Source organism: Streptomyces pseudoechinosporeus (assembly GCF_054783935.1).
Window position 1 is genome coordinate 553,332 of record NZ_BAAGPS010000009.1, and the last position, 21,562, is coordinate 574,893.

Genomic DNA, 21,562 nt, shown 5'->3' on the forward strand with positions numbered 1-21,562 from the left:
AGCCAAACACAGGGAAACGCACCGCATGCAGCCCACCCAGCAAGATCACCCTTATGAGGTATCTACCGGCCATATCACCACAGGTGATCGCGGGTGATCCTACGATCGGTCGCTCTGAGTAAGTGGTCAGGGGCGGTTCGGCATCAGCGCCGGGATGCCCACGAGGCAGACAGGGGGCGGCGCTGGTGGCCGACGACAGTATCGACAACCATCGTCATGAAGCGGAAGTCGTCGTCATCGGGGCTGGCCTCTCCGGTGTGGCCGCAGTGATCGCGCTGCGCCGTGCCGGCTTCGACGACGTCGTCGTGTTGGAGAAGTCCGGTCGCCTCGGCGGGACTTGGCGCGACAACACCTACCCAGGATGCGGCTGCGACGTACCGTCGGTGCTGTACGAATACTCCTTCGCACCCCACACATGGAGCCGGGGCTTCGCTGACCGGTCCGAAATCCTCGACTACCTCGACACCACCGCGGCAACGCACGGCGCGCACAAAGCGATCCGCTACGACACCGAGGTACTGAGCGGCCGCTGGGAGCCGGCAGCGCACCGCTGGAACCTGCGGACCACGTCGGGCACGTACACCGCCCGCGCGGTGATCGTCGCCACCGGCCCCTGGCACCGGCCCCGACATCCCGACATCCCCGGCCTCGGCACCTTCCCCGGCACCGCCTTCCACTCCGCCCGCTGGAACCACGAAGTCGACCTGACCGGACAGCGCGTGGCAGTGGTGGGCACCGGAGCGTCCACCGTCCAGTTCCTGCCCGAGATCCAGCCGAAGGCGGCTCATGTCGACGTTTTCCAGAGCACACCGCAGTGGGTACTTCCGAAACCTGACTACCCGCTCCCGCCGGGGCTCCACCGCTTCTTCGAGCACCACCCAGCAGTGCGCCGCGGACTACGCGGCCTGCACCACTGGACTCAGGAAGCCATCGGCGTACCCCTGCGTCACCCCCGCCTGCTGCGGCCCTTGGAGGCCCTGGCCCGCTTCCATCTGCGTACCTCGGTACGGGACCCCGCCCTGCGCCGGGCCCTTACTCCTGACTACCGCTTCGGCGGCCGCCGCCTGATCACATCCGGTACCTACTACGCTGCCCTCACCCGGCCCAACGTGCGGCTGCATCCCACGCGCGTGACCGCTGTGGAGGGCACCGACGTCATCGGCGCCGACGGCACCCGCACCCGCGCCAACATCATCGTCCTCGCGACCGGGTATCACATCGGGGACATCCCGCTGGCCCCCCATCTGCACGGCACCGAGGGCACATTGGCCCAGTCCTGGGCCGACAGCCGCCGTGCCTACCTGGGCACCAGCGTCAGCAAATTCCCCAACCTCTTCCTGCTCATCGGCCCGAATCTGCTCACCGGCACCACCGCCGTCCCCACCGTCCTCGAAGCCCAACTCCGCTACGTCACCGACGCCCTCGACCAGCTGCGTGCTGGCGGGTCGTCCGCACTGGATGTCAAGCCCGATGCCGAAGCAGCCCACCAGCAGGCCCTGCGCGAGGCGCTGCGCGACACCGTCTACAACGCCGCCGACGGCACCGGTTACTACTTCGGTCTCCCAGGCATCAACACCTTCTGCTGGCCCTGGTCGACCGCCAGGCTCGTCAAGCGCCTGCACGCCTTCGACCCGGAGGTCTACACCTGGTCGCTGCCGGCCCAGGCTGGCGGCCGGCGGGATGGTCTGCCCGCCCGTCCCTCGGGCCGACTCCCGTAGGTCCCGGTCACGCGCTCGTCGAGGGCGGTGGTGGGTAGACCGCAGCGCTGTCCTCCGGGGTGCGGGGGGACACACCGGGGAATCGTGGTCGGTGTGGGGAGCACACCACCCGCATCGTCACCAACCGCGGGGCTGACGGAACACCCTCGCAGGCGGGGATCACGGGGCCGCTTCCAGTTGTGACCCCTCGGAGAGTCGATGAGGACTGCGGTCTGGCTGTGGTGCCAGGTGCCGTACCAGTAGTTGTGACTCCTCGCAGGGACGATGAGGACTCGTACGAACTGCTGTCATTCGGCTTGGAGTTGACATTGTGACCCGTCGAAGCCGGCTATCACGGTCCCCGTGAGGAGGCCGTCGCGCTCTGCGAGGAGCAGGGCTTCGGGGTCTGTTGTGATCAGTCGGGTCATTCCGTTGTGGTCGTCGCTGATACTCGTTCCTTCCGCGGCTTCGCGCCAGAACTCCGGCACGGTGTCGATGTCGGCGAGGGTTGCGCAGCGGATATGAAGATCGCTCATGGAGCGAGCCAAGCAGAGTGCCGACCTGCCTGGCGAACGGATTCCGTGCCGAGGAATCGAGAGAGGGGTGGGCTTGGGCCCGGGTTCGTACAAGCCGCGAGCCCGTCGGCCGAATCCCCATGCTTCACGGGCTCCACGTGATTGATGACCAAGCCATCCAGGACGGTGACATCCTGGTCGGCAACGTCGGAGCCGTCCATCGACCTCCGCTCGCGGTCCCACCCCTGCCACGGAGGCCAGATGATCAGTACAGCCGCCGAATTGGTCGAACGTGCCCGTGCCCTCGCCGACCGGGGCGGGCGGCGGATCCTCGGTATCACCGGTGCGCCGGGTGCGGGCAAGTCGACCCTGGCCCGGCAGCTGGTCAAGGCGTTGGGGCCGGACACCGCGGTGCTCGTCCCGATGGACGGTTTCCACCTGTCCAACGCCACGCTGTGCGCGCTGGGACGCCGCGACCGCAAGGGAGCCTGGGACACCTTCGACGCCGATGGCTACGTCCATCTGCTGCGGCGGCTGCGCTCGTGCGTCGAACCGGTCGTGTACGCGCCGGACTTCGACCGTGACATCGAGGAGTCCATCGGCTCGGCGCTGCCGGTGCCTCGCGGGGTCCCGTTGGTCGTGACGGAGGGCAACTATCTGCTGTCCGATGAGGGCTCCTGGGGCCAGGTCGCCGGACTTCTCGATGAGAGCTGGTACTTGGAGATCGATGACGATCTTCGACGGCAGCGGCTGGTGGCCCGGCACGAGTCGCACGGAAAGGGGCATGACGAGGCCGTCGCCTGGGCCTGCGGGAGCGATCAGGGCAACGCCGAGTTGGTGGCCCGTGGCCGGGTCCGCGCCGACCTCGTCGTGGCGGTCGAGGCCGGAGTTCCACCGAGCCCGGTCACTCACCGCGCAGCGCCTCGACCACCGGCGCGAACGCCTCCATGTACGGCTCCAGAACCGTGAGATACGAGAACCCGTACCGCTCCCGCTGCTCCCGCACCTGTTCGACGATCCGCTCCAAGGGCCCCACCAGGATGAGCGGCAGCTCAAGGATCTGCCGCTCGGTCAGATGCGGCACGAGGGGCAGCCACTCCTGGACCGTCGCACGGCGGTCCTCGGTGATGACCACCATCTGGATCAGCAGGTTGAGCTCGGCGGGTTCCTTGCGGTCGGCCGCGAGGCGCCGGTACGTGGCCACGCGCTCCTCGAGTTCCTCAGCCGTGATCGGCGCCAGCGTGCCCGTCGGGCTGTCCGGCACCGTACGCGTGCCCGTGAACGCCGCGATATCGGCATGCTCCGCGGTGAGCTTCAGCACCCGGTCGCCGTTGCCGCCGATCAGCAGCGGCACCCGCGGCTTCTGCACGGGCTGCGGCTGGTGATCCGCCGATCCCAGCAGCCGGTCCGACTCTTCGACCGTACGCGTCAGATGATCCACGCGCTCCCGCGGTGAACCCCACGGAAGGCCCGCTGTGTCGTGTTCCGCCTGTACGTATCCGGTGCCGAGGCCCAGTTCCAGGCGCCCGCCCGTCAGCGCGTCCGTGGTGGCGACCTCACGGGCCAGCAGCGTGGGGTTCCAGAAGCCGGCGTTGAGCACGAACGTGCCCAGGCGCGGACGCTCGGTCGCTTCCGCCGCCGCGACCAGGGCCGGGAACGGCGCGACCATCCCCAGATGGTCGGGGACCAGGATCACGTCGTAGCCGAGTTCCTCGGCCCGACGGCACTTCGCGCGCCACTCCTCGGAGGGTGCGGGGGTGACCAGGTTGACGCCGAATCGGAAGGGGCGGAGGGGCTGGGGCTGCGACATGAACTCTCCTCGCCGACAAGGGACTTGAGCACGTACCCGATTCCATCACTCGTACGCGATGCCGTCACTCATGCGCGGTTCGGTCACTCATGCGCGATGGCCGCCAGCACGTTCATCCGCGAGGCACGCAACGCGGGCAGCAGCGCCGCCAGGATGCCCACGATCGCCGAGCCCACCACGACCGCGACGATGATGAACCACGGGATCGCGAGCGCCGTCATGCCCTGGAGCGCCAGGACCTGCTGCACGCACACGCCCCATACAAGCCCCAGCCCGAGCCCGAGAACCGCGCCGAACACCGCGATCACCACAGACTCCAGCCGGATCATCCGCCGCAACTGCCGCCGGGCGAGGCCGATCGCGCGCAGCAGCCCGATCTCGCGCGTGCGCTCCACGACCGACAGGGCAAGGGTGTTGACCACACCGAGCACCGCGATGACGATCGCCAGGCCCAGCAGGGCGTAGACCAGATAGAGCAGTACGGCGATCTGGTTGCGGACCAGCTCCTTGTAGTCGGCCTGGTCGCGCACCTGCACCTGCGGATACGGGTCGAGCGTCTGCTCCAGGCGCTCGCGCAGCGTGTCGACGGAGGTGCCCGACTCGGCGTTCACGTACAGCGTCGAGTCCTGACCGTCGGGCACGTACTCCACGAGTGTCTCCAGGCCGAAGTACATCGCTCCCTGTACGCCGAAGCCCTCGCCGCCTTCCTGGTCGGTGAGCGCGGCCACCCGCAGTTCGGTCTGCTGCCCGCCCTGGAACTCGATGGGGATGACGCTGCCGATGCGTACGTCGTGGTCCTCGGCGTAGTCGACATCCATGGCCATGTTGCCGGGCGCCAGGGCCGCCGCCGTGTCGCCCTGCGCGTACGTGATGTTCGCGACCTCGTCGAGCTGGTCGTCATAGCCCGCCGCGGTCGTCTCGACGCGGTCGCCGTCCGGCAGCCGGGCCGCGATGGGCGCGAAGCGCTGGCGTACGGGGGTTCCGGCGCCGGCCGTTTCGTCCACCTTGGTGGTGACCTCCTGCGGGAACGGCTGGAAGTTGTTGTTCTGCACCACGAAATCGGCGCCGAGTGTCTTGTCGATCTGCTGGTCGAAGGACTTGGTCATGGACTCGCTGGCCACGGACATCCCGCCGACCAGAGCGAGGCCGACCATCAGGGCCGCCGCGGTGGCACCCGTACGACGCGGATTGCGCAGCGCGTTGCGCTGGCTCATCCGCCCGACCGAGCCGAACAGAGCCGGGAATGCTCCGCCGAGAACACGGATCACGGGTCGTACGAGCAGCGGCCCGGCGATCACGGTCGCGATGAGGGTCAGGACGACGCCGAGTCCCAGCAGGGAAGCGGCGGAGCCTGTCTCCGTCGCGGTCACACACCCCACGAGCGCGGCGGCGCCGAGTGCTCCGACGACCGTCCCCACCACGGCCCGTACCCGCAGTGGCCGCCCCACACCGGCGATTTCGGCGTCCGCGAGCGCGGCCATCGGCGACACCCCGGCGGCCCGTCGCGCCGGCAGATACGCGGCGACGAAGGTGACTCCGACCCCGACCGCGTACGCCGAGACGGGGGTCACCCAGCCGATGACCATCTCGGTGGACTTGAGGTTCATGCCGAGCAGGCCCATGAGCTCGATCAGGCCGAACGCGAGCCCGATCCCCGTGGCCAGGCCGAGCGTGGAGCCCACCAGGCCCAGCAGGGCCGCTTCCAGGAGCACGGACCGGCGCACCTGCCGCCGGTCGGCGCCCAGGGCGCGCAACAGGCCCAGTTCGCGGGTGCGTTGGGCGATCAGCATGGAGAAGGTGTTGACGATCAGGAACACACCGACCAGTACGGCGATCCCGGCGAAGCCGAGCATCACGTACTTGATCACGTCCAGGAAGCCGCCGAGTTCGGCGGTGGCGGACTCGGCCTGCTCGTCGGCGGTCTCCACCTCGTAGGTCTCGGTGCCGATCGTGCGCGCGATGCGCTCCTTGAGCGCGGCGTCGCTCACGCCGTCCTCCGCGTCCACCGCGATGCTGGTGGCGACGTCCTCCTTGCCCAGCAGTTCGGTCTGCGCGGTCGGGATGTCGAGGAAGACGAGCGCCGCACCGGGGTTGGTGGTGGTGAAGGTCGCGATGCCGACGATCTCCACCTTGAACGAACCCGGCTGTGCGATCACGGTGAGCGTGTCACCGATGCGTACGTCCTTGTTGTCGGCCGTGTCCGCGTCGATCAGCGCCTCGCCGGACCCGCGCGGCTCATGGCCGGAGGTCAGCTCCACGGGGCTGCGCTCGGTGACGTACCAGCCGGTGGCGATGGTGGGCGCGCCGGTGGTCGGGCCCACGGACTCGTTCTTGCTGTTGACGACGGTGACGCCCTCGACGGAGACGTCCACATGCGTGTCGGCGACTCCGTCGACCCGGGCGATACGGTCCTCGATGCGCGTGTCCACGGTCTGGACGGCCCCGGAGGGCAGCTGGGAGTCCAGATCCTCGCGCGGCAGCACGGTCACGTCGGCTGACGTGGACGCGAAGAGCCGGTCGAAGGTACGGGTGACCGTGTCCGAGAAGATCAGGCTGCCCGCGACGAACGCCACGGACAGCAGGACGGCCAGCGCCGAGAGCAGCAGCCGCCCCTTGTGCGCGAGGAAACTCCGGAGTGTCGCCTTCAGCACGACGGCCTGCCTCAGTCCTGGTCGGGGGCGGTGCCCTGGTCGGGAGCGGTGCCTTGGTCGCGAGCGATGCCCTTGTCGAGTGCGACGCCGTGATCGGGTGCGATGCCCTGGTCGGGCGCGACGCCGTCCTCGAACGTGCCGCGGATGGTGTCGAACCGCTTCATGCGTTCCAGTACCGCCTCCGCCGAGGGCCGCGCCATCTCGTCCACGATCCGTCCGTCCCCGAGGAAGAGCACCAGGTCGGAGTGGGCCGCCGCGCCCGGGTCGTGCGTGACCATGACGACGGTCTGGCCCAGTTCGTCGACGGCTTCCCGCAGAAAGCCGAGGACTTCGAGGCCCGCCCGTGAGTCGAGGTTGCCCGTCGGCTCGTCGGCGAAGATCAGCTCGGGGCGCGAGGCCAGCGCGCGGGCGCAGGCGACGCGCTGCTGCTGCCCGCCGGACAGCTGCGAGGGCCGGTGCTTGAGGCGATCGCGTAGCCCGAGCGTGTCGATGACCTGGTCCAGCCACTTCTCGTCGGGCTTCTTGCCCGCGATGTCCATGGGCAGCGTGATGTTCTCGATCGCGTTCAGCGTCGGGATCAGGTTGAACGACTGGAACATGAAGCCGATCCGGTCCCGGCGCAACCGCGTCAGCTCGCGCTCTCTCAGCCCGGTGATCTCGGTGTCGCCCAGCCACACCTGCCCGGCCGACACGGTGTCGAGCCCCGCCAGACAGTGCATCAGCGTGGATTTGCCCGAGCCCGAAGGACCCATGACCGCGGTGAAGCGGCCCCGCGCGATGTCCACGTCGACCGAGTCGAGGGCGAGCACGGTCGTCTCACCCGTGCCGTATGCCTTGGTCAGACCACGGGCGCGGGCCGCGATCCCCTCGGCGTCCGTGCGCCCGAGGGCGTGCTCCGCAGCTGCTGTGGACAAGGCCGCCTCCTAGGTCGGACTTCGGTGTCCGCAGGCGAGCCTAGTGTGATCCCGCACACACTTGGTATCCACCAGAAGTCCGAGCCGGTCTCCTGCGCAGGTCGGTGCCCCTGAGTTCGATGTAAGGGGCACCCTTAATGGATTCCCGATGGATGCCCTCTTGCCTCTGCTAGCACTCGGGCGCTAGCTTCGAAGCATGGCGAAGACCCAGCTGAACGTACGCGTGGACGAGGGCACCGCCCGGGCCGCGCGCGAGCGAGCCCTGGCCCGCGGCATGAGCGTCAACCGCTACATCGAAGAGCTGGTCAGACAGGACACCGGGGAAGTGGGCCACACCTTCGTCGAGGCCGCCGCCGACTTCATGAAGCAGTATGAGTCCGTGTTCGCCGAGGAGTTCGGCCCGGAGCGAGAAGGCCGTCGCTGAACCCTTGAACGTCAGAGTCGACCTTGCCTGGCTGCTCATGGTCGCCGAACAGAACACTCCCGGAGATCCCCAGGTCACCGACTGGGGAGCCCTCGTCGCCGCCGTCAGCCGGCACGAGGCGGAGATCTTCGGCGTCCCCGTCTACGACAGTCCGCACGCCCGCGCCGCCGCACTGCTCCAGCTCCTGCTGCACATCCCGGCGCTCGAACGCTCCAACGCGATGTTCGCCACCGCCGTCGCATACGCCTATCTCGTCGCCAGCGGCCTGAAGGTCGTCACCTCACCCGAGCAGGTTCGCGACCTGGCCCGCCTGGTCAAGACCGGCGAGGCGACGGTGCAGGACATCACGCAGGAACTGCGCCAGTGGAGTCTCGAACCGTGAGCAATCCCGGGCCCGGCACGTCCTTGAGCGGACTCGTCGAAGTCCGGTCCGGCACCGCGCCCCCAGGGAGGCCGCAGGCCTCTTAGGGGCGCGGGGCTGTATCAATTTGCGGCTCCGCCGCGATGGGGGTCCCCCCGCTCGAGCGAATTCGAGAGTGGGGGAGCGACCAGCCACAACGGACCCGCAGTGTTCAACCGCCTAACCCGCGGAGCGTGCGGTGCCGAGCACGCAGTACGAGCTCGGCATGCGCAGCCCCTTCTCGGGCACCAACAGCCGCCGGTACGGGCCCAGTTCGTACCCCGCGTCCCGCAGCGATCCGAGAACGTCCCGGCTCACATGGCAGCCGCCGAACAGCAGCGGCCACACGGTACGGTCCAGGGCGCGCTGGGTGACGCCCATCGCCGCGCCGCCGCCCTTGCCGTGCTCGAAGAACCGCAGCTCGCCGCCCGGACGCAGGACGCGGCGTACCTCGGCCAGGGCCCTCGGCACGTCTCGTACGCTGCACAGCACCAGTGACAGGACCGCCGCGTCGAACGCCTCACTCTTGACCGGCAGCCCCTCCGCGACGCCCGGCACCACGTCGACGGGCACCTCGGAGCGCAGGGCCGCGGTCACCGCCAACTGCCGCAGGCTGCGCTCGGGTTCGATGGCGACGACTTCCGAGACGGTGCTCGGATAGTGGGCGAAGTTCAGTCCGTTGCCGGCGCCGATCTCGATGACCCGGCCGGAGAGCCCGGCGAGCAGCTCGTCGCGGTGCGGGCCGATGGCGGGCTCGGAGGCCACACTGACTTTGACGTAGAAGCGGGCGAACAACGGGTGGTGCACCGGGGCCGGGGCCATCCGGCCGGACTTGGTGGTCCGGGAACCGCGTGGTCGCATGGAGACCTCCCCTGGGCGACTTGCGCTACGGCGATTGTCCCCCCGCACGCGCCCACTCACCCGTCGGTGAACCGCGATGCGGCGCCCTGCGTCGGCCCGCCCGCGCGCCTATTCCGCCGCCTGCGCCACAGCGAACTCCTCCGCATCCCACGTCCCGCCCAGCGGCCGGGCCAGCCAACTCGGCGCGGCAGCACGGAAGTCGGCGGGCCGCAGCAGTCCCACTCCCTCGGGAACCGCCCCCAGCAGCGGAGCCTCCGCCACCACGGGCAGATCCGCGAGGTTGCAACGCGAGGCGAGATCCGGCTCGTTCGGCCAGCTGCCCACGACGACGCCCAGCAAGTCGAGCCGCCGGGCGCGCAGTTCGCGGGCGGTCAGTTCCGTCGCGTTGAGCGTGCCGAGCCCGGCGGACGCCACCACCAGCACAGATGCGTCCAGCAGGTGGGCCACGTCCGCCAGAGTGCCGCCCTCGTCGTCGAAACGTACGAGCAGCCCGCCCGCTCCCTCGACCAGCACGACCTCGTGTTCGGCGGCCAGCTTGCCCGCCGCCTCCGCCACTTCGGACGGCCGCACCGGCGCGAGAGAGGCCCGCCGGGCAGCTGTCGCGGGCGCCAACGGCTCGGGATAACGGGCGAGTTCGAGCGTGGTCACCGGGCCCGCGAGCCGGGCCACCTCGTCGGCGTCTCCGCGCTCGTCTGGACGTACGCCCGTCTGCGCGGGCTTGAGCACGGCCACGGATCGTCCGGCGGCGACCGCAGCCGCGGCGACGGCCGCGGTTGTGACCGTCTTGCCGACCTCCGTGCCCGTCCCTGTGATCACCAGTACCGGCATGGCATCTCCCCGCTCACGCTTCCTGCTCACCCTTCCCGCGCCGCCGCGTACACCGCGCGCGCGATCCGCGCCACGTCCGAGTCGCCCGTCACATACGGCGGCATCGTGTAGACGAGGTCGCGGAACGGCCGCAGCCACACGCCCTCGCGCACCGCCGCCCGCGTCGCCGCCGTCATGTCGACAGCGTGGTCCAGCTGGACGACACCGATGGCACCGAGGACGCGTACGTCCCGAACGCCCGGGAGCTCCGAAGCCGGTGCCAGCCCCTCCCGCAGCCCCGTCTCGATGCGCTTGATCTCCGTCTGCCAGTCCTGGCCGAGGAGTAGATCGATGGAGGCGCAGGCCACCGCGGCGGCGAGCGGATTGCCCATGAAGGTCGGGCCGTGGGCGAGCACCGGGACCTCGCCCCGCGAGATGCCCTCGGCGACCCGCGACGTACACAGCGTCGCCGCCATCGTCATATAGCCGCCGGTCAGCGCCTTGCCCACGCACATCACATCCGGCGTCACCCCCGCATGGTCCGCCGCGAACAGCGCACCCGTACGCCCGAACCCGGTCGCGATCTCGTCGAACACGAGCAGCACGCCATACGCGTCGCACGCCTCGCGCAGCACCCGCAGAAAGCCGGGAGAGTGGAACCGCATCCCGCCCGCGCCCTGCACCACCGGCTCCACGATCACCGCGGCCAGTTCATCGGCGTGGCGCTCGATCAGCGAGCGCAGATGGTCTGCGTACGACTCCTCGTACGCGACCGGAGGCGGATCCGCGAACACCTGCCGGGGCAGCACCCCCTGCCACAGCTCGTGCATCCCGCCCTCGGGATCGCACACCGACATCGGCTGCCAGGTGTCGCCGTGATAGCCGCCGCGCCAGGTGAGCAGGCGCTGCTTGGCCGGGTGGCCGAGCGAACGCCAGTACTGGAGACACATCTTGACCGCGACCTCGACCGAGACCGACCCGGAGTCGGCGAGGAAGACATGCTCAAGTCCCTCGGGTGACATATCGACAAGACGCTTCGCCAACCGTACGGCGGGCTCGTGCGTGAGCCCGCCGAACATGACGTGGCTCATCCGCCCGAGCTGCTCGCGCACCGCGTCGTTGAGCACGGGGTGGTTGTAGCCGTGGATGGCGGACCACCAGGACGACATGCCGTCCACCAGCTCGTCCGGCTCACCGGCGATCGTCAGTCGTACTCCGCTCGCCGACTCCACGACGAGCGGTTCCTGCCGGCCGGGCATCGGCCCGTACGGATGCCATACGTGGCGTCGGTCGAGGTCGAGCAGTTCGCTCACGGGCAGGTCAGGCATTGGGCGCGAGATCCGTTCCGGCACCCCGGCGGCGTACGGAGACCAGGTCCGTACGCGCTTCGGGGATCGCATCCGAAGCGGCGGAACCGCATCCGCCCTGTGAGCCGCACCCGCCGGAGATCCGGTGCTCCGGCAGCGTCACCTCGTCCGTGCCCTCCACTTCGAACCCGGCGTCCGCGATCATGTCCAGGTCCGCCCTGCCCGCCTGGCCCTCGCTGGTGAGGTAGTCGCCGAGGAAGATCGAGTTGGCGAGGTGCAGCGCGAGCGGCTGCATCGTACGGAGATGGACCTCGCGGCCGCCCGCGATGCGCACCTCCACGTCCGGGCAGACGAAGCGGACCATCGCGAGGATGCGCAGACAGCGCTGCGGGGTGAGATGCCACTCCTTGGCGAGCGGGGTGCCCTCGAAGGGGATCAGGAAGTTCACCGGCACGGAGTCCGCGTCCAGCTCACGTAGCGCGTAGACGACGTCGACCAGGTCCTCGTCGCTCTCGCCCATGCCCGCGATCAGACCGGAGCAGGCGGACAGGCCCGCCGCGTGCGCCTTCTGGACCGTGTCCACGCGGTCGGCGTACGTGTGGGTGGTCGTGATGTCCCCGTACGTCGACTCGGACGTGTTGAGGTTGTGGTTGTAGGCGTCCGCGCCCGCCGCGCGCAGCCGCTCGGCCTGGCCGTCGGAGAGCAGGCCGAGGCAGGCGCACACCTCGACTCCCTCGTTCTGGTCCTTGATCGCCTTGATGGTGTCCGAGACCCGGTCGACGTCACGGTCCGTCGGCCCGCGTCCGCTCGCCACCAGACAGACCCGCTTGGCGCCGCCCGCGAGCCCGGCCGCCGCGGCCTCGGAGGCCTGGTCGGGCTTGAGCCAGGTGTACTTGAGGATCTCCGCCTTGGAGCCGAGGCGTTGGGAGCAGTACGAGCAGTCCTCGGGGCACAGGCCCGACTTCAGGTTGACCAGATAGTTGAGTTTCACCCGTCGGCCGAACCACTGCCGCCGTACCTTGCCGGCCGCGGCCACCACCTCGAGGAGTTCGTCATCGGAGGTGGCCAGCACGGCCAGTGCCTCGTCGCGGGTCGGCAGCTCGCGCCGAAGCCCCTTGTCCACCAGCGTGTTCAGCAGGTCCATGGAGTCAGATCCTGGCCTATCCCAGTGGGCCGGGCCAAGGAGAGTTCGTACAACACAGTCAGTTCGAGGTGTGGTTTTTTCCACATCATGGGTGGCGGGTCGGGCGGCTAGGGTCTGTGGACTGCCTACAAAGCAACGCTGGCAAAGCACTGCCTGTACAAGGCACCCTCACGCAAGACCTTCAAGGCCCGGAGGACACATGGCCGGATCGCCGTTCGCATGGATCGACGAACAGGCGCGTACGCGGCGCCGGGCCGGACTCGTCCGCACCCTGCGCCCACGCCCCGCGGACTCCCCGCTGCTCGATCTCGCGAGCAACGACTATCTGGGCCTGGCCCGGCACCCCGAGATCACCGAGGCCGCCGCGTACGCCGCGAAGGTGTGGGGCGGCGGCGCCACCGGGTCCCGGCTCGTCACCGGCTCCACGGAGCTGCACGCCGAACTCGAGCGTGAGCTGGCCGAGTTCTGCGGCTTCGAGTCCGCGCTCGTCTTCTCCTCGGGTTACGCCGCCAACCTCGCGGCCGTGACCGCGCTGGCGCCGCACGGCTCCCTCGTCGTGTCGGACGCGGGCAACCACGCCTCGCTGATCGACGGTTGCCGTCTCGCGCGCGGCACCACGCAGGTCGTCGCGCACGCCGACCCCGACGCCGTACGCAAGGTGCTCGGCACGCACTCCGGACCCGCCGTCGTCGTGTCCGACACCGTCTTCTCGGTGGACGGCGACGCGGCCCCGCTCGCCGAACTAGCCGGTGTCTGCCGGGAGTTCGGTGCCGGTCTGGTCGTCGATGACGCGCACGGGCTCGGCGTGCTCGGCGACGGCGGCCGGGGCGCACCGCACGCGGCCGGACTCGCGGGCGCGGCCGACGTCGTCACCACCGTCACGCTGTCGAAGTCGTTCGGCAGCCAGGGCGGCGCCGTCCTCGGCCCGGCCCGCGTGATCGACCATCTGGTCAACGCGGCCCGCACCTTCATCTTCGACACCGGTCTGGCCCCGGCCGCCGCGGGCGCCGCCCTCGCGGCCCTGCGCCTGCTGCGCCGGGAACCGGAACGGGCCGCACGCGCGCGTGCCGTGGCCACGACCCTGTACTCCGGCCTGACCGCCGAGGGCCTCGAAGCGGTACGACCGGACGCCGCCGTCGTCTCCGTGCGCGCACCCTCGCCGGAGCAGGCCGTGCGCTGGGCGGCGGACTGCCGCGAGGCGGGACTGGCCGTCGGCTGCTTCCGTCCCCCGTCGGTGCCGGACGGCATCTCACGGCTGCGGCTCACCGCCCGCGCGGACCTCACCGACGGGCAACTCGACCGTGCCGTACGGGTGATCAGCGCAGCGCGTCGATAAAGCCCTCCCAGGCCGAGGGGGCGAAGAACAGGGCGGGACCCGAGGTGTTCTTCGAGTCGCGCACCGCGAGCAGTCCGGCCCAGGGGCCGGAGCCCGGACGGGCCGTCTCGACACAGTTGTTCATTCCCGTGCTGCGACTGCTGCGCTGCCACCGCACACCGTGCAGACGGGTGCTGGAAGGTACGTACCGAGGCAGGGGGGTGGGCATGATGCCTCCTTACTCGCCGTCAGCCAACCCGGCGATGAAATCCAACGATTCCTTGGGCGAAAGGGCGTGGACCTGAAGGGAGTTGAAGGCCTCGGTGTAGGCCTGAAGGTCCTCTTCCCCTTCGAGGTAGAGGCTATTCGTCAAGTGGTCGAGAACAACCACATCCAGATCAGAAGTGGTCGAAAATGAAAATATAACGAAGGGTCCGGTCACCCCGACATGGGCCCCAACTCCGAACGGCAGCACCTGAATCCGCACATGAGGCAGTCGGGCGGCGTCCCGCAGACACCTCAACTGCCGTGCCATCACCCCCGGTCCGCCGACCGACCGCCGCAGCACTCCCTCGTCCAGGACCGCGCTCAGCCGGAGCGGCGTGTCCGAGCGCAGCACGTGCTGGCGTGCGAGGCGCACCTCCACGAGCGCGTCGACCTTGTCGTCCGGCAGCCCGTCCAGGGCGGCCCGCGTCACTTCGCGGGCGTACTCCGGTGTCTGCAGCAGCCCGGGGACCACGGAGTTCTCCAGGGTGCGCATCGCGCTCGCCTGCGACTCCAGGCTGATGAAGTCGCGGTACGTGGGCGGCAGCAGACCCCGGTAGGCATTCCACCAGCGGTGCCGACCGTCGCCGTCGGAGCCCGCGAGCACGACGAGCAACTCCAGCAGCTCCGGGTCCCGGACGTCGTACGCGTCGAGGAGTCGCCGTACGTCCGCAGGTTTGACCCCGCTGCGGCCGGTCTCGATCCGGCTCACCTTCGACTGGTGCCAGCCGACGCGCCGGGCGGCCTCGCCGCTCGTGAGGCCCGCGCGGGTGCGCAGGGTACGTAGCTCGGCGCCGAGCTTGCGGCGGTGTACCGCGGGTCCATGTTGCATGGTCGTCTCCTTCCGACCGTCGCGCCGACGCTATAGCGTCGGGCGTCACGGCGACGGCAGAAGACGACCCGGTCATCCGTCCGAATGACCACCCTGAGCCTCGCCCGAATACGGTCGGTCGTCGGAGAGTTCACCGCTTCGAGGGACAGATATATGCATATCTCGGCGGATCGGCACCGAGACCGGCGCGGTAGTGGCAGTCTGGCGCGCAGCACCAGTCCGGGACCGTACTCGAACCTCCGCTCCGTGTCGGACTCCGGTCCCGTGGGAAAGGGACGACCGCGCCATGGCAGACCACCTGGAAGCATCCGTCACTCTGCCGAGCGATCCCGCCTCGGTCTCCACCGCTCGTACCTACGTCGTCAACGTCCTTGCCGAATGGGGCCTTCCGCCGGACACGGAAGTCGCCGACACCGTCCGGCTCATCGTCTCCGAACTCGCCACCAACGCCGTGCAGCACACCCTCGGGCAGTCGCCCACCTTCACGGTGGATCTCGCTCTCGACCGTGACGAACAGCTGCGCATCGGCGTGACCGACAGCCACCCGCGCTTCCCGAAACGGCTTCCCGCGGCCGTCCAACAGGACAACGGCCGGGGCATGGTGATCATTCGCTTCCTCACCGCCGAGTGCGGCGGGAAGCTGACGGTCCGGCCCACCCGTGAGGGCGGCAAGACGGTCTCGATCATGCTGCCTTGGACGACTCCGGTTCAGCCGGTTCTGCCGACTGAGGGCCGCTGACCGTCAGCCCTGTTGGGCCGCGCGGCCGAAGGCGCCGCGGAGCAGCGCGCGGAAGGCGTCGGCCGCGGGTGCCTGCTCGTCGGTGCGGTAGGCGACCGAGATCGTCCTGCGCAGGTCTCCTGGTTCCAGGAGGCGCATGCTCACCGGGGTGGCGGCGGTTCTGGCGACCATCTCCGGGACCACCGCGATGCCGAGGCCCGCGCTGACCAGGGCGCACACCAGGGCGTAGCCGGGAGTCGCGACGAGCACCGAGGGCGTGGCGCCCGCGCGGGCGAGCGCGGCCTCCACGCCCTGCCGGGGCGGGTGGTCCGGGGCCATGCTGATCAGTTGCTGGCCGGCAAGACCGGTCAGCGGCAGCCGGGACGAGCCACTGGTCAGGGCGTGCCCGGGAGCGGTCACGAGTACCAACTCCTCGACCAGGACCGGCTCCGCGGACACGGCGGAGGGCAGCGGGACGGGCTCCGCGGGCTCGTAGCCGTGCGTCAGCGCCAGGTCCACCTCGCCCGCGGCCACCGCGGCGACGCCGGCCGGTGGCTCGTAGTCCGCCACGGACAGCTCCACATCGGGATGGGCCCTGCGGAACGCGCTCAGCACCGGCGGCAGCAGATGGATCCCGGCGGTTTGGAAGGTGCCGAGCCGCAGGGTGCCGCCGGACAGCCCGGCCAGACGCGCCAGTTCGTGCCGCGCCCGGTCCATCTCGTCGAGCACCCGGCGTGCCCGGGCCACGAGGAGTTCGCCCGCGCCGGTCAAACGGGCGCCGCGGTGGTGGCGTACGAGCAACGCCGTCCCTGCCTCCCGCTCCAGCTTGGCCAGTTGCTGGGAGAGCGCGGGCGTGGTGTAGCCGAGGCGCTCGGCGGCCCGGGTGATCGAACCGGCCTCGGCGACAGCCACCAGCGCCGCGAGCCGCGTCGGGTCGTACATGCGACGCTCCCAGCTGAAGAGGTGGCTAAAGAACTGCTTAAGGCCGACCCAGGATATTGCACATACCTGCTGAAGGCTCTGAGCGGGCACGCTGGTGCTCATGGACGGACAGCTCATCGCCTTCACCGGGGTCGCCGCGGGCCTGGTCGCCATGCCCGGCGCCGACTTCACCGTCGTGGTCCGCAACGCCCTGGTCTCCCGCCGGGCCGGTATCGCGTGCGCGCTCGGGATCGCGGCGGCGCTGCTCGTCCACACGGCGCTCGCCGTCGTCGGGGTGGCCGCGGTGCTGACCGCCGTGCCCCCGCTGTTCCGGGCGCTCCAACTGCTGGGCGGTGCCTATGTCCTCTGTCTCGGCGTACGGACGCTGCAGTCGGTGCGCGCGAGGCGTACGCCGGGGGCCGAGGATCCGCCGGTCGTGTCCGGCGCCGGAGCCCTGCGGCAGGGCTTCGTCACCAACGCCCTCAACCCGAAGGCGACGATCACCTTCCTCAGTCTGCTGCCGCAGTTCGTACCGGCCGGAAGTCCCGCGATGCCGCGGACGCTGGTCCTCGCACTGATCGTGGTCGCGCTCGCCCTGATCTGGTTCCCGGCGGTCGCGCTGCTCGTGGACCGGCTCGGCCGGTGGCTGCGCAGGCCGCGTACCGCCCGGGCCATCGAGGCCGTCACCGGAACCGCCCTCACGGCGCTGGGGCTGGGGCTCGTTCTCGAACCGCTGCTGGCCTGAGCCGGAGCCCGGGCTCAGGAATCGTCCGGGCGTCGGTCGGCGGCGCGTTTCATCAGGAGCGGTACGAGGCCCCACAGGCCGAGGCAGATCGCCAGGGTGCCCGCGCCGGACAGGATCCCTTCCAGCCGGCCCGCCGTCACATCCACGACCAGCAGGACCGATCCGGTGAGCGCGAACGCCAGCACGCCCATCCCGATCTGGGCGAGATGCGAGGAGACCGCCACGATCTGCGGCTTGGCGCCCTGCTGGAACAGCCGGCGGTGCAGGGCGGCCGGTGCCGTGAGGAGTACGGAGGACAGCACGGCGAGCAGCAGCGTCGTGATGTACGTGGCGCGCTGCACCGAGTCGAGGTCCGGGAAGCGCGGGGTGAACGCGAGGCTGAGCAGGAACGCGAAGAGGATCTGCACGCCCGTCTGGGTGACCCTCAGTTCCTGGAGCAGTTCGATGAAGTTGCGGTCGGCGCGCTCGAGCGGCGTCTCGTGCCGCTCGAGCGGGCTTTCGGCGCCCGGACGCTCGGCGCCCGGACGCTCGGCGCCCGGACGTCGCTCGTCGGGCTGTCGGTCGCCGGGCTGCCGGTCGATGGGTGGTTGGTCGGCCATGGCTCCATGAGTAACCCGTCAGCCGCCGTGTCACGCCCCGTGGGGTGGCGGCGATGATCGCCGCCACCCCAGGCGTATCACCTGACCCGGCCGTACCAGACGCTCTTCGTCCAGATCTTCTGCAGCTTCACCACGTCCCCGGTCTTCGGGGAGTGCCAGATCCGTCCCTTCCCGGCGTAGACGCCGACGTGGTACACGTTCCGGCCCGAGTGGAAGAACACAAGGTCTCCCTGCTTGCGGCTCGAAGCCGAGATATGGCGCGTCTTGTTGTATTGCTGCGCGGCCGTGCGGGGCAGCTTCTTCCCCGCCTTCTTGTACGCGTAGAGAGTGAGCCCGGAGCAGTCGAAGCGCTTGGGCCCCTCGGCTCCCCACTTGTACGGGGACCCCTTCTTGGAGGCCGCCACCTGAAGCGCCTTCTTCGCTGGGGTGACTGCTTCGGCGTCAGATGCGAAGCCGGGGGCCACAACACTGCCGCCGACAACGGCGACGGTGAGAGCCGATGCGGTACCGGCCCTGGTCAACAGCGACGGGACACGATTGAGCGCAGACATGCGCAACCCTTCGTCAGCCGCCTGTGAAGGATGACCTGTCGGATTCGGGCTGGCGAAGTTGCCCGGCCGCGGTGTGCGGCTTCACCCCAAGGACCACTCGGAAGTTCTCCGGCGGCCCGTCGTGCTTGGGTCCTCCACTCCTGCCGATCCACTTCTGTCGACCCGTCATCCGAGCGGCGGCAGGACTCGGCGTCCGCCCGGACCGCCCCGCCACTGCGGCGGGGGCTTGTCGTCAGAAGGGATCTTTACGCACGAACGTCGGAAAGTCCGAGCGGAATCGGTGGTTTGTGGGCTTACTCACCACTCAGCCGTTCGGTGGACAGACCTGCTTCAGAACGAGCGTTGAGGAGGTCGAGGAGCCTCGTACCAGCGACGGAATGTCCGATTCCGGCGTTGGAGTACGCGCGTTGCGCAAGTCATGCGGGTCTTTGAACGTAGCTCTTCCTGCGCCGTTCAGGGGTACGCCATTTGGTCCGTTTCACCCTTGTCCAGACGCCTCGTCAGTTGCCCGCGAGGCGCCCGGGCCGGTTGGTGCGTCAGCTGTCGGAGGATCCCGGCGGCAGGGTGACGCGGGCCGCCCGGCGTTCACCGTCGAGCACCCGCAGGGCCCGCGTCAGGGTCGGTGCGTGCAGCTCGTGCTCGCCCCGCTGGTGCATCAGGGTCAGCGCGTCGCGCAGCGCGGCGGCCTTGGCGACCAGTGCCTGTGCCGCGCGCAGTCCGCCATAGGTGTCGCCACGGTTCGCCGGATTGATCCGGCCGAGGAGATCGAGCACCTCCAGATAACGGTCGACCAGTTCACCCTCCGCCCGGGTCAGCGCCGGCAGCGGGGGCAACTCGGGTGGGAGCATCTGCCGTTCACCTCGCGCCGGGTATGGCGAGCGAGGCCTTGCGGCTCGGGATGATGCGGTCGATCAGCCCGTACTCCAGCGCCTGCGGTGCTTCCAGGATCTTGTCCCGCTCGATGTCCTCGCTGATCCGCTCCTGGCTCTGCCCCGTGTGCCGGGCGAGCATCTCCTCAAGGAGCCTGCGCGTACGCATCAACTCCTCGGCCTGGATGGCCAGGTCGGACGTCTGGCCCTGCACCGGCTCGGGCAGCGCCGGCTGGTGGATCAGCACGCGCGCGCCAGGCAGCGCGGACCGCTTGCCCGGCGCGCCGGCCGCCAGCAGCACCGCCGCGGACGCCCCCGCCTGGCCCATGCAGACCGTCTCCACCTCGCAGGTGATGAACCGCATCGTGTCGTAGATCGCGGTCATCGCGCTGAACGAGCCGCCCGGGGAGTTGATGTACAGCGAGATGTCCCGGTCCGGCGACTGGTACTCGAGGTGCATGAACTGCGCCATCACGTCGTTCGCCGACGTGTCGTCGATCGGCGTCCCCAGGAAGACGATCCGCTCCTCCAGCAGCTTCGAGTACGGATCCATGGTCCGCTGCCCCGCGCTGGTGCGTTCGGTGAACTCGGGCAGGACGTAGCGGGCGGACGGTCGGGTCATGACACACGCCTCCTCCGGATGAGGTCCTGTAAAAAATGTACAGGACGTACGGACGTTACGATGGGGAGCATGGCCTATGAGATTCCGGTGACGCAAGCCAGGGCTGAGCTCGCCGACCTGATCAACAAAGTGGTGTACGGCGGCGAGCGCGTCGTCGTGACGCGGCACGGAAAGCCCCTCGTCGCCCTTGTCTCCGCCGCTGACCTGGAACGACTCGAGGACCTTCAGGACCCGGCCGAGGAGCAGGTGATCAGCGCCGTCTCCAGCGTCCGCGAGGTCACGTCCGCTCCCCGCGAACAGCAGCGCTTCGGCATCGCGGCGGAGCACCGGGGGCCCAACGCTTCGTAGGCGTACGGCACTTCGAGTACCGGACTTCGGGCACGTAAAAGCTTCAGATACGCGAAAGACCGTGCGCCCCCGTCCGCTACAGCGGGGACGCACGGTCCGTTCTGTTGCGCTGGTCAGCCGACCCGGGCAGGTTCCCGCTCGGCGACCGGCTCGGCGGATGCCTTACGTCGCTGGAGCGCGCTGCCCAGCATGACCGCGCCCAGGCCGAGCGCGGCCCACCAGGTCAGGGTGAGCGCGGGACCGGCCGCGGCGGCTCCGTCGAAGAACGAGACTGAGCGCAGCAGCGAGGTGCCCGCCCCCGGTGGCAGCCACTGGCCGATCACGCCGACCGGCTCCGGCAGCATCTCGGGTGCCGAGCCGGCGCCGGAGAACGGGTTGCCGAGCAGCGTCATGACGAACGCGCCGAGTCCGATGCCCGGCGTGCCGACCAGGGCCGCGAGACCCGCGACGGCGGCGCTCACGGCCAGCGTCGACAGCCCGAGAGTGCCCGCCTCGGCCCACCAGTTCCCGGTGAGCGCGCCCAGCCAGCTGTCGGCGATCGCGGCAGCCACCGCGCCGACCAGGACGGCCGCGCCGACCAGCGCGCCGGCCGCACGCCAGCCACGCAGTCCCAGCAGGGTCACGACGGATCCCGCACCGATGCCGGCCAGCGCCATCGGCAGCACGCTCGACGTCAGGGCCGCGCCGCGCGGGTCGTCCGCGGCGGCCGGTACGACGTCGACGGTCTGCACCTGGGCGCCGCCCGCCTGCTGGGTCACCGCCTGCTGGAGCAGCTGGGCGACGGCCGGGCTCGCGGCCGAGGCGGTGAGCAGCTTCGGCCCCTGCTCGGTGGCGACGACCGCCCCGTATACGGTCCGGTCCTCGATGGCGTCCCGGGCGGCACTCTCGTCGGCGTAACGGTGGATCTCGAAGGCGCCCTCGCGCGCCTCGAGCCGCTGCTCCACCTGGGCCGTCGCGGTGGCGGGGCCCGCCACGCCGAGCGGCAGGTCGTGCGGCGCGGTACGGGCCGCGGGCCAGGCGAACGCCCACAGTGCGAGGGCGACCAGGACGGGGATCAGCAGGACGACGGCGACGATGCGGCGGCCGTGCGACGGCGAGGATGCTGGCGGCGGCGGTGAAGTGGTCCTGGTGGTGGTAGCGGACATGGGTTTCCCCTCAGCTCGAAGCTCGAAGTTCAAAAAGAAGGATCGTTCGTTTTAGGTTCGGTGCCACCATCCTGCGTACCCCGCGAGCTTGTCAAGAAGGAAT

Annotated in this window: 23 protein-coding genes, 1 pseudogene and 1 riboswitch; of the genes and pseudogenes, 8 read left to right on the forward strand and 16 right to left on the reverse strand. The window is 69.9% G+C overall.

All coding sequences use genetic code 11. The features are described from left to right. Positions 1–185: 185 nt before the first annotated feature. Entirely contained in the window at positions 186–1,718 is a 1,533-nt protein-coding gene (locus ACYVO6_RS14015) for a flavin-containing monooxygenase (protein WP_461060928.1), read from the forward strand. 305 nt (positions 1,719–2,023) lie between these two features. Here the strand turns inward: ACYVO6_RS14015 and ACYVO6_RS14020 are convergent. Then, positions 2,024–2,233, reverse strand: a pseudogene (locus ACYVO6_RS14020) (GNAT family N-acetyltransferase); the annotation flags it as partial. Positions 2,234–2,473: 240 nt separating this feature from the next. On the opposite strand from ACYVO6_RS14020, the gene ACYVO6_RS14025 reads away from it, so the two are divergent. Then, positions 2,474–3,181 carry a nucleoside/nucleotide kinase family protein gene (locus ACYVO6_RS14025; RefSeq protein WP_461060930.1) on the forward strand — a complete coding sequence of 236 codons (708 nt, stop codon included), beginning with the start codon at positions 2,474–2,476 and terminating at the stop codon, positions 3,179–3,181. Here ACYVO6_RS14025 and ACYVO6_RS14030 read toward each other — a convergent pair. From ACYVO6_RS14030 to ACYVO6_RS14040, 3 genes are all read right to left on the reverse strand, one after another. Then, complete coding sequence (locus ACYVO6_RS14030) at positions 3,117–4,022, reverse strand: LLM class F420-dependent oxidoreductase (RefSeq protein WP_461060932.1); 906 nt, start codon at positions 4,020–4,022, stop codon at positions 3,117–3,119. The two genes, ACYVO6_RS14025 and ACYVO6_RS14030, sit on opposite strands and share 65 nt — an antisense overlap. Positions 4,023–4,105: 83 nt before the next feature. Next, positions 4,106–6,673, reverse strand: a complete 2,568-nt coding sequence (locus ACYVO6_RS14035) for an ABC transporter permease (protein ID WP_461060934.1) — start codon at positions 6,671–6,673, stop codon at positions 4,106–4,108. A gap of 11 nt (positions 6,674–6,684) precedes the next feature. Then, a complete protein-coding gene (locus ACYVO6_RS14040; RefSeq protein ID WP_461060936.1) occupies positions 6,685–7,587 on the reverse strand; it encodes an ABC transporter ATP-binding protein in 903 nt (300 codons plus the stop codon). Between the two features lie 196 nt (positions 7,588–7,783). Between ACYVO6_RS14040 and ACYVO6_RS14045 the strand changes: the two genes are divergently transcribed. Next, on the forward strand, positions 7,784–8,011 hold the full coding sequence (locus tag ACYVO6_RS14045; RefSeq protein WP_033324966.1) for a hypothetical protein: 228 nt from the start codon (positions 7,784–7,786) through the stop codon (positions 8,009–8,011). A gap of 37 nt (positions 8,012–8,048) precedes the next feature. Next, on the forward strand, positions 8,049–8,393 hold the full coding sequence (locus ACYVO6_RS14050; protein WP_461061389.1) for a fic family toxin-antitoxin system, toxin component: 345 nt from the start codon (positions 8,049–8,051) through the stop codon (positions 8,391–8,393). Positions 8,394–8,591: 198 nt separating this feature from the next. Here the strand turns inward: ACYVO6_RS14050 and ACYVO6_RS14055 are convergent, their stop codons facing one another. The 4 genes from ACYVO6_RS14055 to bioB all read right to left on the reverse strand — a co-directional run bounded on the left by ACYVO6_RS14055 (position 8,592) and on the right by bioB (position 12,530). Further along, entirely contained in the window at positions 8,592–9,272 is a 681-nt protein-coding gene (locus tag ACYVO6_RS14055; RefSeq protein WP_461060938.1) for a class I SAM-dependent methyltransferase, read from the reverse strand. A 108-nt stretch (positions 9,273–9,380) separates the two neighbouring features. Continuing rightward, a complete protein-coding gene (bioD, locus tag ACYVO6_RS14060; protein WP_461060940.1) occupies positions 9,381–10,100 on the reverse strand; it encodes a dethiobiotin synthase in 720 nt (239 codons plus the stop codon). 26 nt (positions 10,101–10,126) lie between these two features. Then, positions 10,127–11,407 (reverse strand): adenosylmethionine--8-amino-7-oxononanoate transaminase, encoded by a 1,281-nt coding sequence (locus tag ACYVO6_RS14065; protein ID WP_461060942.1) that lies wholly within the window; start codon positions 11,405–11,407, stop codon positions 10,127–10,129. Continuing rightward, the gene (gene bioB / locus ACYVO6_RS14070; protein WP_461060944.1) at positions 11,400–12,530 is read right to left on the reverse strand and encodes a biotin synthase BioB; all 1,131 of its coding nucleotides are present in this window, start codon (positions 12,528–12,530) and stop codon (positions 11,400–11,402) included. The genes ACYVO6_RS14065 and bioB overlap by 8 nt, the downstream gene beginning before the upstream one ends. 199 nt (positions 12,531–12,729) lie before the next feature. Between bioB and ACYVO6_RS14075 the strand changes: the two genes are divergently transcribed. Next, complete coding sequence (locus tag ACYVO6_RS14075) at positions 12,730–13,866, forward strand: 8-amino-7-oxononanoate synthase (RefSeq protein WP_461060946.1); 1,137 nt, start codon at positions 12,730–12,732, stop codon at positions 13,864–13,866. On the opposite strand, the gene ACYVO6_RS14080 is transcribed toward ACYVO6_RS14075, so the two are convergent. Both ACYVO6_RS14080 and ACYVO6_RS14085 read right to left on the reverse strand, forming a co-directional pair. Continuing rightward, complete coding sequence (locus ACYVO6_RS14080) at positions 13,847–14,074, reverse strand: DUF397 domain-containing protein (RefSeq protein WP_461060948.1); 228 nt, start codon at positions 14,072–14,074, stop codon at positions 13,847–13,849. The two genes, ACYVO6_RS14075 and ACYVO6_RS14080, sit on opposite strands and share 20 nt — an antisense overlap. A 9-nt stretch (positions 14,075–14,083) precedes the next feature. Continuing rightward, complete coding sequence (locus tag ACYVO6_RS14085; protein WP_461060950.1) at positions 14,084–14,941, reverse strand: helix-turn-helix domain-containing protein; 858 nt, start codon at positions 14,939–14,941, stop codon at positions 14,084–14,086. A gap of 286 nt (positions 14,942–15,227) precedes the next feature. Between ACYVO6_RS14085 and ACYVO6_RS14090 the strand changes: the two genes are divergently transcribed. Further along, complete coding sequence (locus ACYVO6_RS14090) at positions 15,228–15,680, forward strand: ATP-binding protein (RefSeq protein WP_461060952.1); 453 nt, start codon at positions 15,228–15,230, stop codon at positions 15,678–15,680. A gap of 3 nt (positions 15,681–15,683) precedes the next feature. Here ACYVO6_RS14090 and ACYVO6_RS14095 read toward each other — a convergent pair whose 3' ends face one another. Further along, complete coding sequence (locus ACYVO6_RS14095; protein WP_461060954.1) at positions 15,684–16,601, reverse strand: LysR family transcriptional regulator; 918 nt, start codon at positions 16,599–16,601, stop codon at positions 15,684–15,686. Between the two features lie 100 nt (positions 16,602–16,701). On the opposite strand from ACYVO6_RS14095, the gene ACYVO6_RS14100 reads away from it, so the two are divergent. After that, positions 16,702–17,325: a LysE family translocator gene (locus tag ACYVO6_RS14100; RefSeq protein WP_461060956.1), complete on the forward strand. Its 624-nt coding sequence runs from the start codon at positions 16,702–16,704 to the stop codon at positions 17,323–17,325. Positions 17,326–17,339: 14 nt separating this feature from the next. Here ACYVO6_RS14100 and ACYVO6_RS14105 read toward each other — a convergent pair whose 3' ends face one another. The 4 genes from ACYVO6_RS14105 to ACYVO6_RS14120 form a co-directional block, all read right to left on the reverse strand. Beyond that, positions 17,340–17,924: a DUF6328 family protein gene (locus tag ACYVO6_RS14105; RefSeq protein ID WP_461060958.1), complete on the reverse strand. Its 585-nt coding sequence runs from the start codon at positions 17,922–17,924 to the stop codon at positions 17,340–17,342. Positions 17,925–18,001: 77 nt separating this feature from the next. After that, positions 18,002–18,475, reverse strand: a complete 474-nt coding sequence (locus ACYVO6_RS14110) for a C40 family peptidase (RefSeq protein WP_461060960.1) — start codon at positions 18,473–18,475, stop codon at positions 18,002–18,004. Between the two features lie 3 nt (positions 18,476–18,478). After that, positions 18,479–18,645, reverse strand: a riboswitch (cyclic di-AMP (ydaO/yuaA leader). A gap of 366 nt (positions 18,646–19,011) precedes the next feature. Beyond that, the gene (locus tag ACYVO6_RS14115; protein WP_461060962.1) at positions 19,012–19,323 is read right to left on the reverse strand and encodes a hypothetical protein; all 312 of its coding nucleotides are present in this window, start codon (positions 19,321–19,323) and stop codon (positions 19,012–19,014) included. 7 nt (positions 19,324–19,330) lie between these two features. After that, positions 19,331–19,966: an ATP-dependent Clp protease proteolytic subunit gene (locus tag ACYVO6_RS14120; protein ID WP_461060963.1), complete on the reverse strand. Its 636-nt coding sequence runs from the start codon at positions 19,964–19,966 to the stop codon at positions 19,331–19,333. Between the two features lie 69 nt (positions 19,967–20,035). On the opposite strand from ACYVO6_RS14120, the gene ACYVO6_RS14125 reads away from it, so the two are divergent. After that, a complete protein-coding gene (locus ACYVO6_RS14125; RefSeq protein ID WP_033324984.1) occupies positions 20,036–20,314 on the forward strand; it encodes a type II toxin-antitoxin system Phd/YefM family antitoxin in 279 nt (92 codons plus the stop codon). Positions 20,315–20,427: 113 nt separating this feature from the next. On the opposite strand, the gene ACYVO6_RS14130 is transcribed toward ACYVO6_RS14125, so the two are convergent. Next, positions 20,428–21,459 carry an ABC transporter permease gene (locus ACYVO6_RS14130; RefSeq protein WP_461060965.1) on the reverse strand — a complete coding sequence of 344 codons (1,032 nt, stop codon included), beginning with the start codon at positions 21,457–21,459 and terminating at the stop codon, positions 20,428–20,430. Between the last annotated feature and the right edge of the window lie 103 nt (positions 21,460–21,562).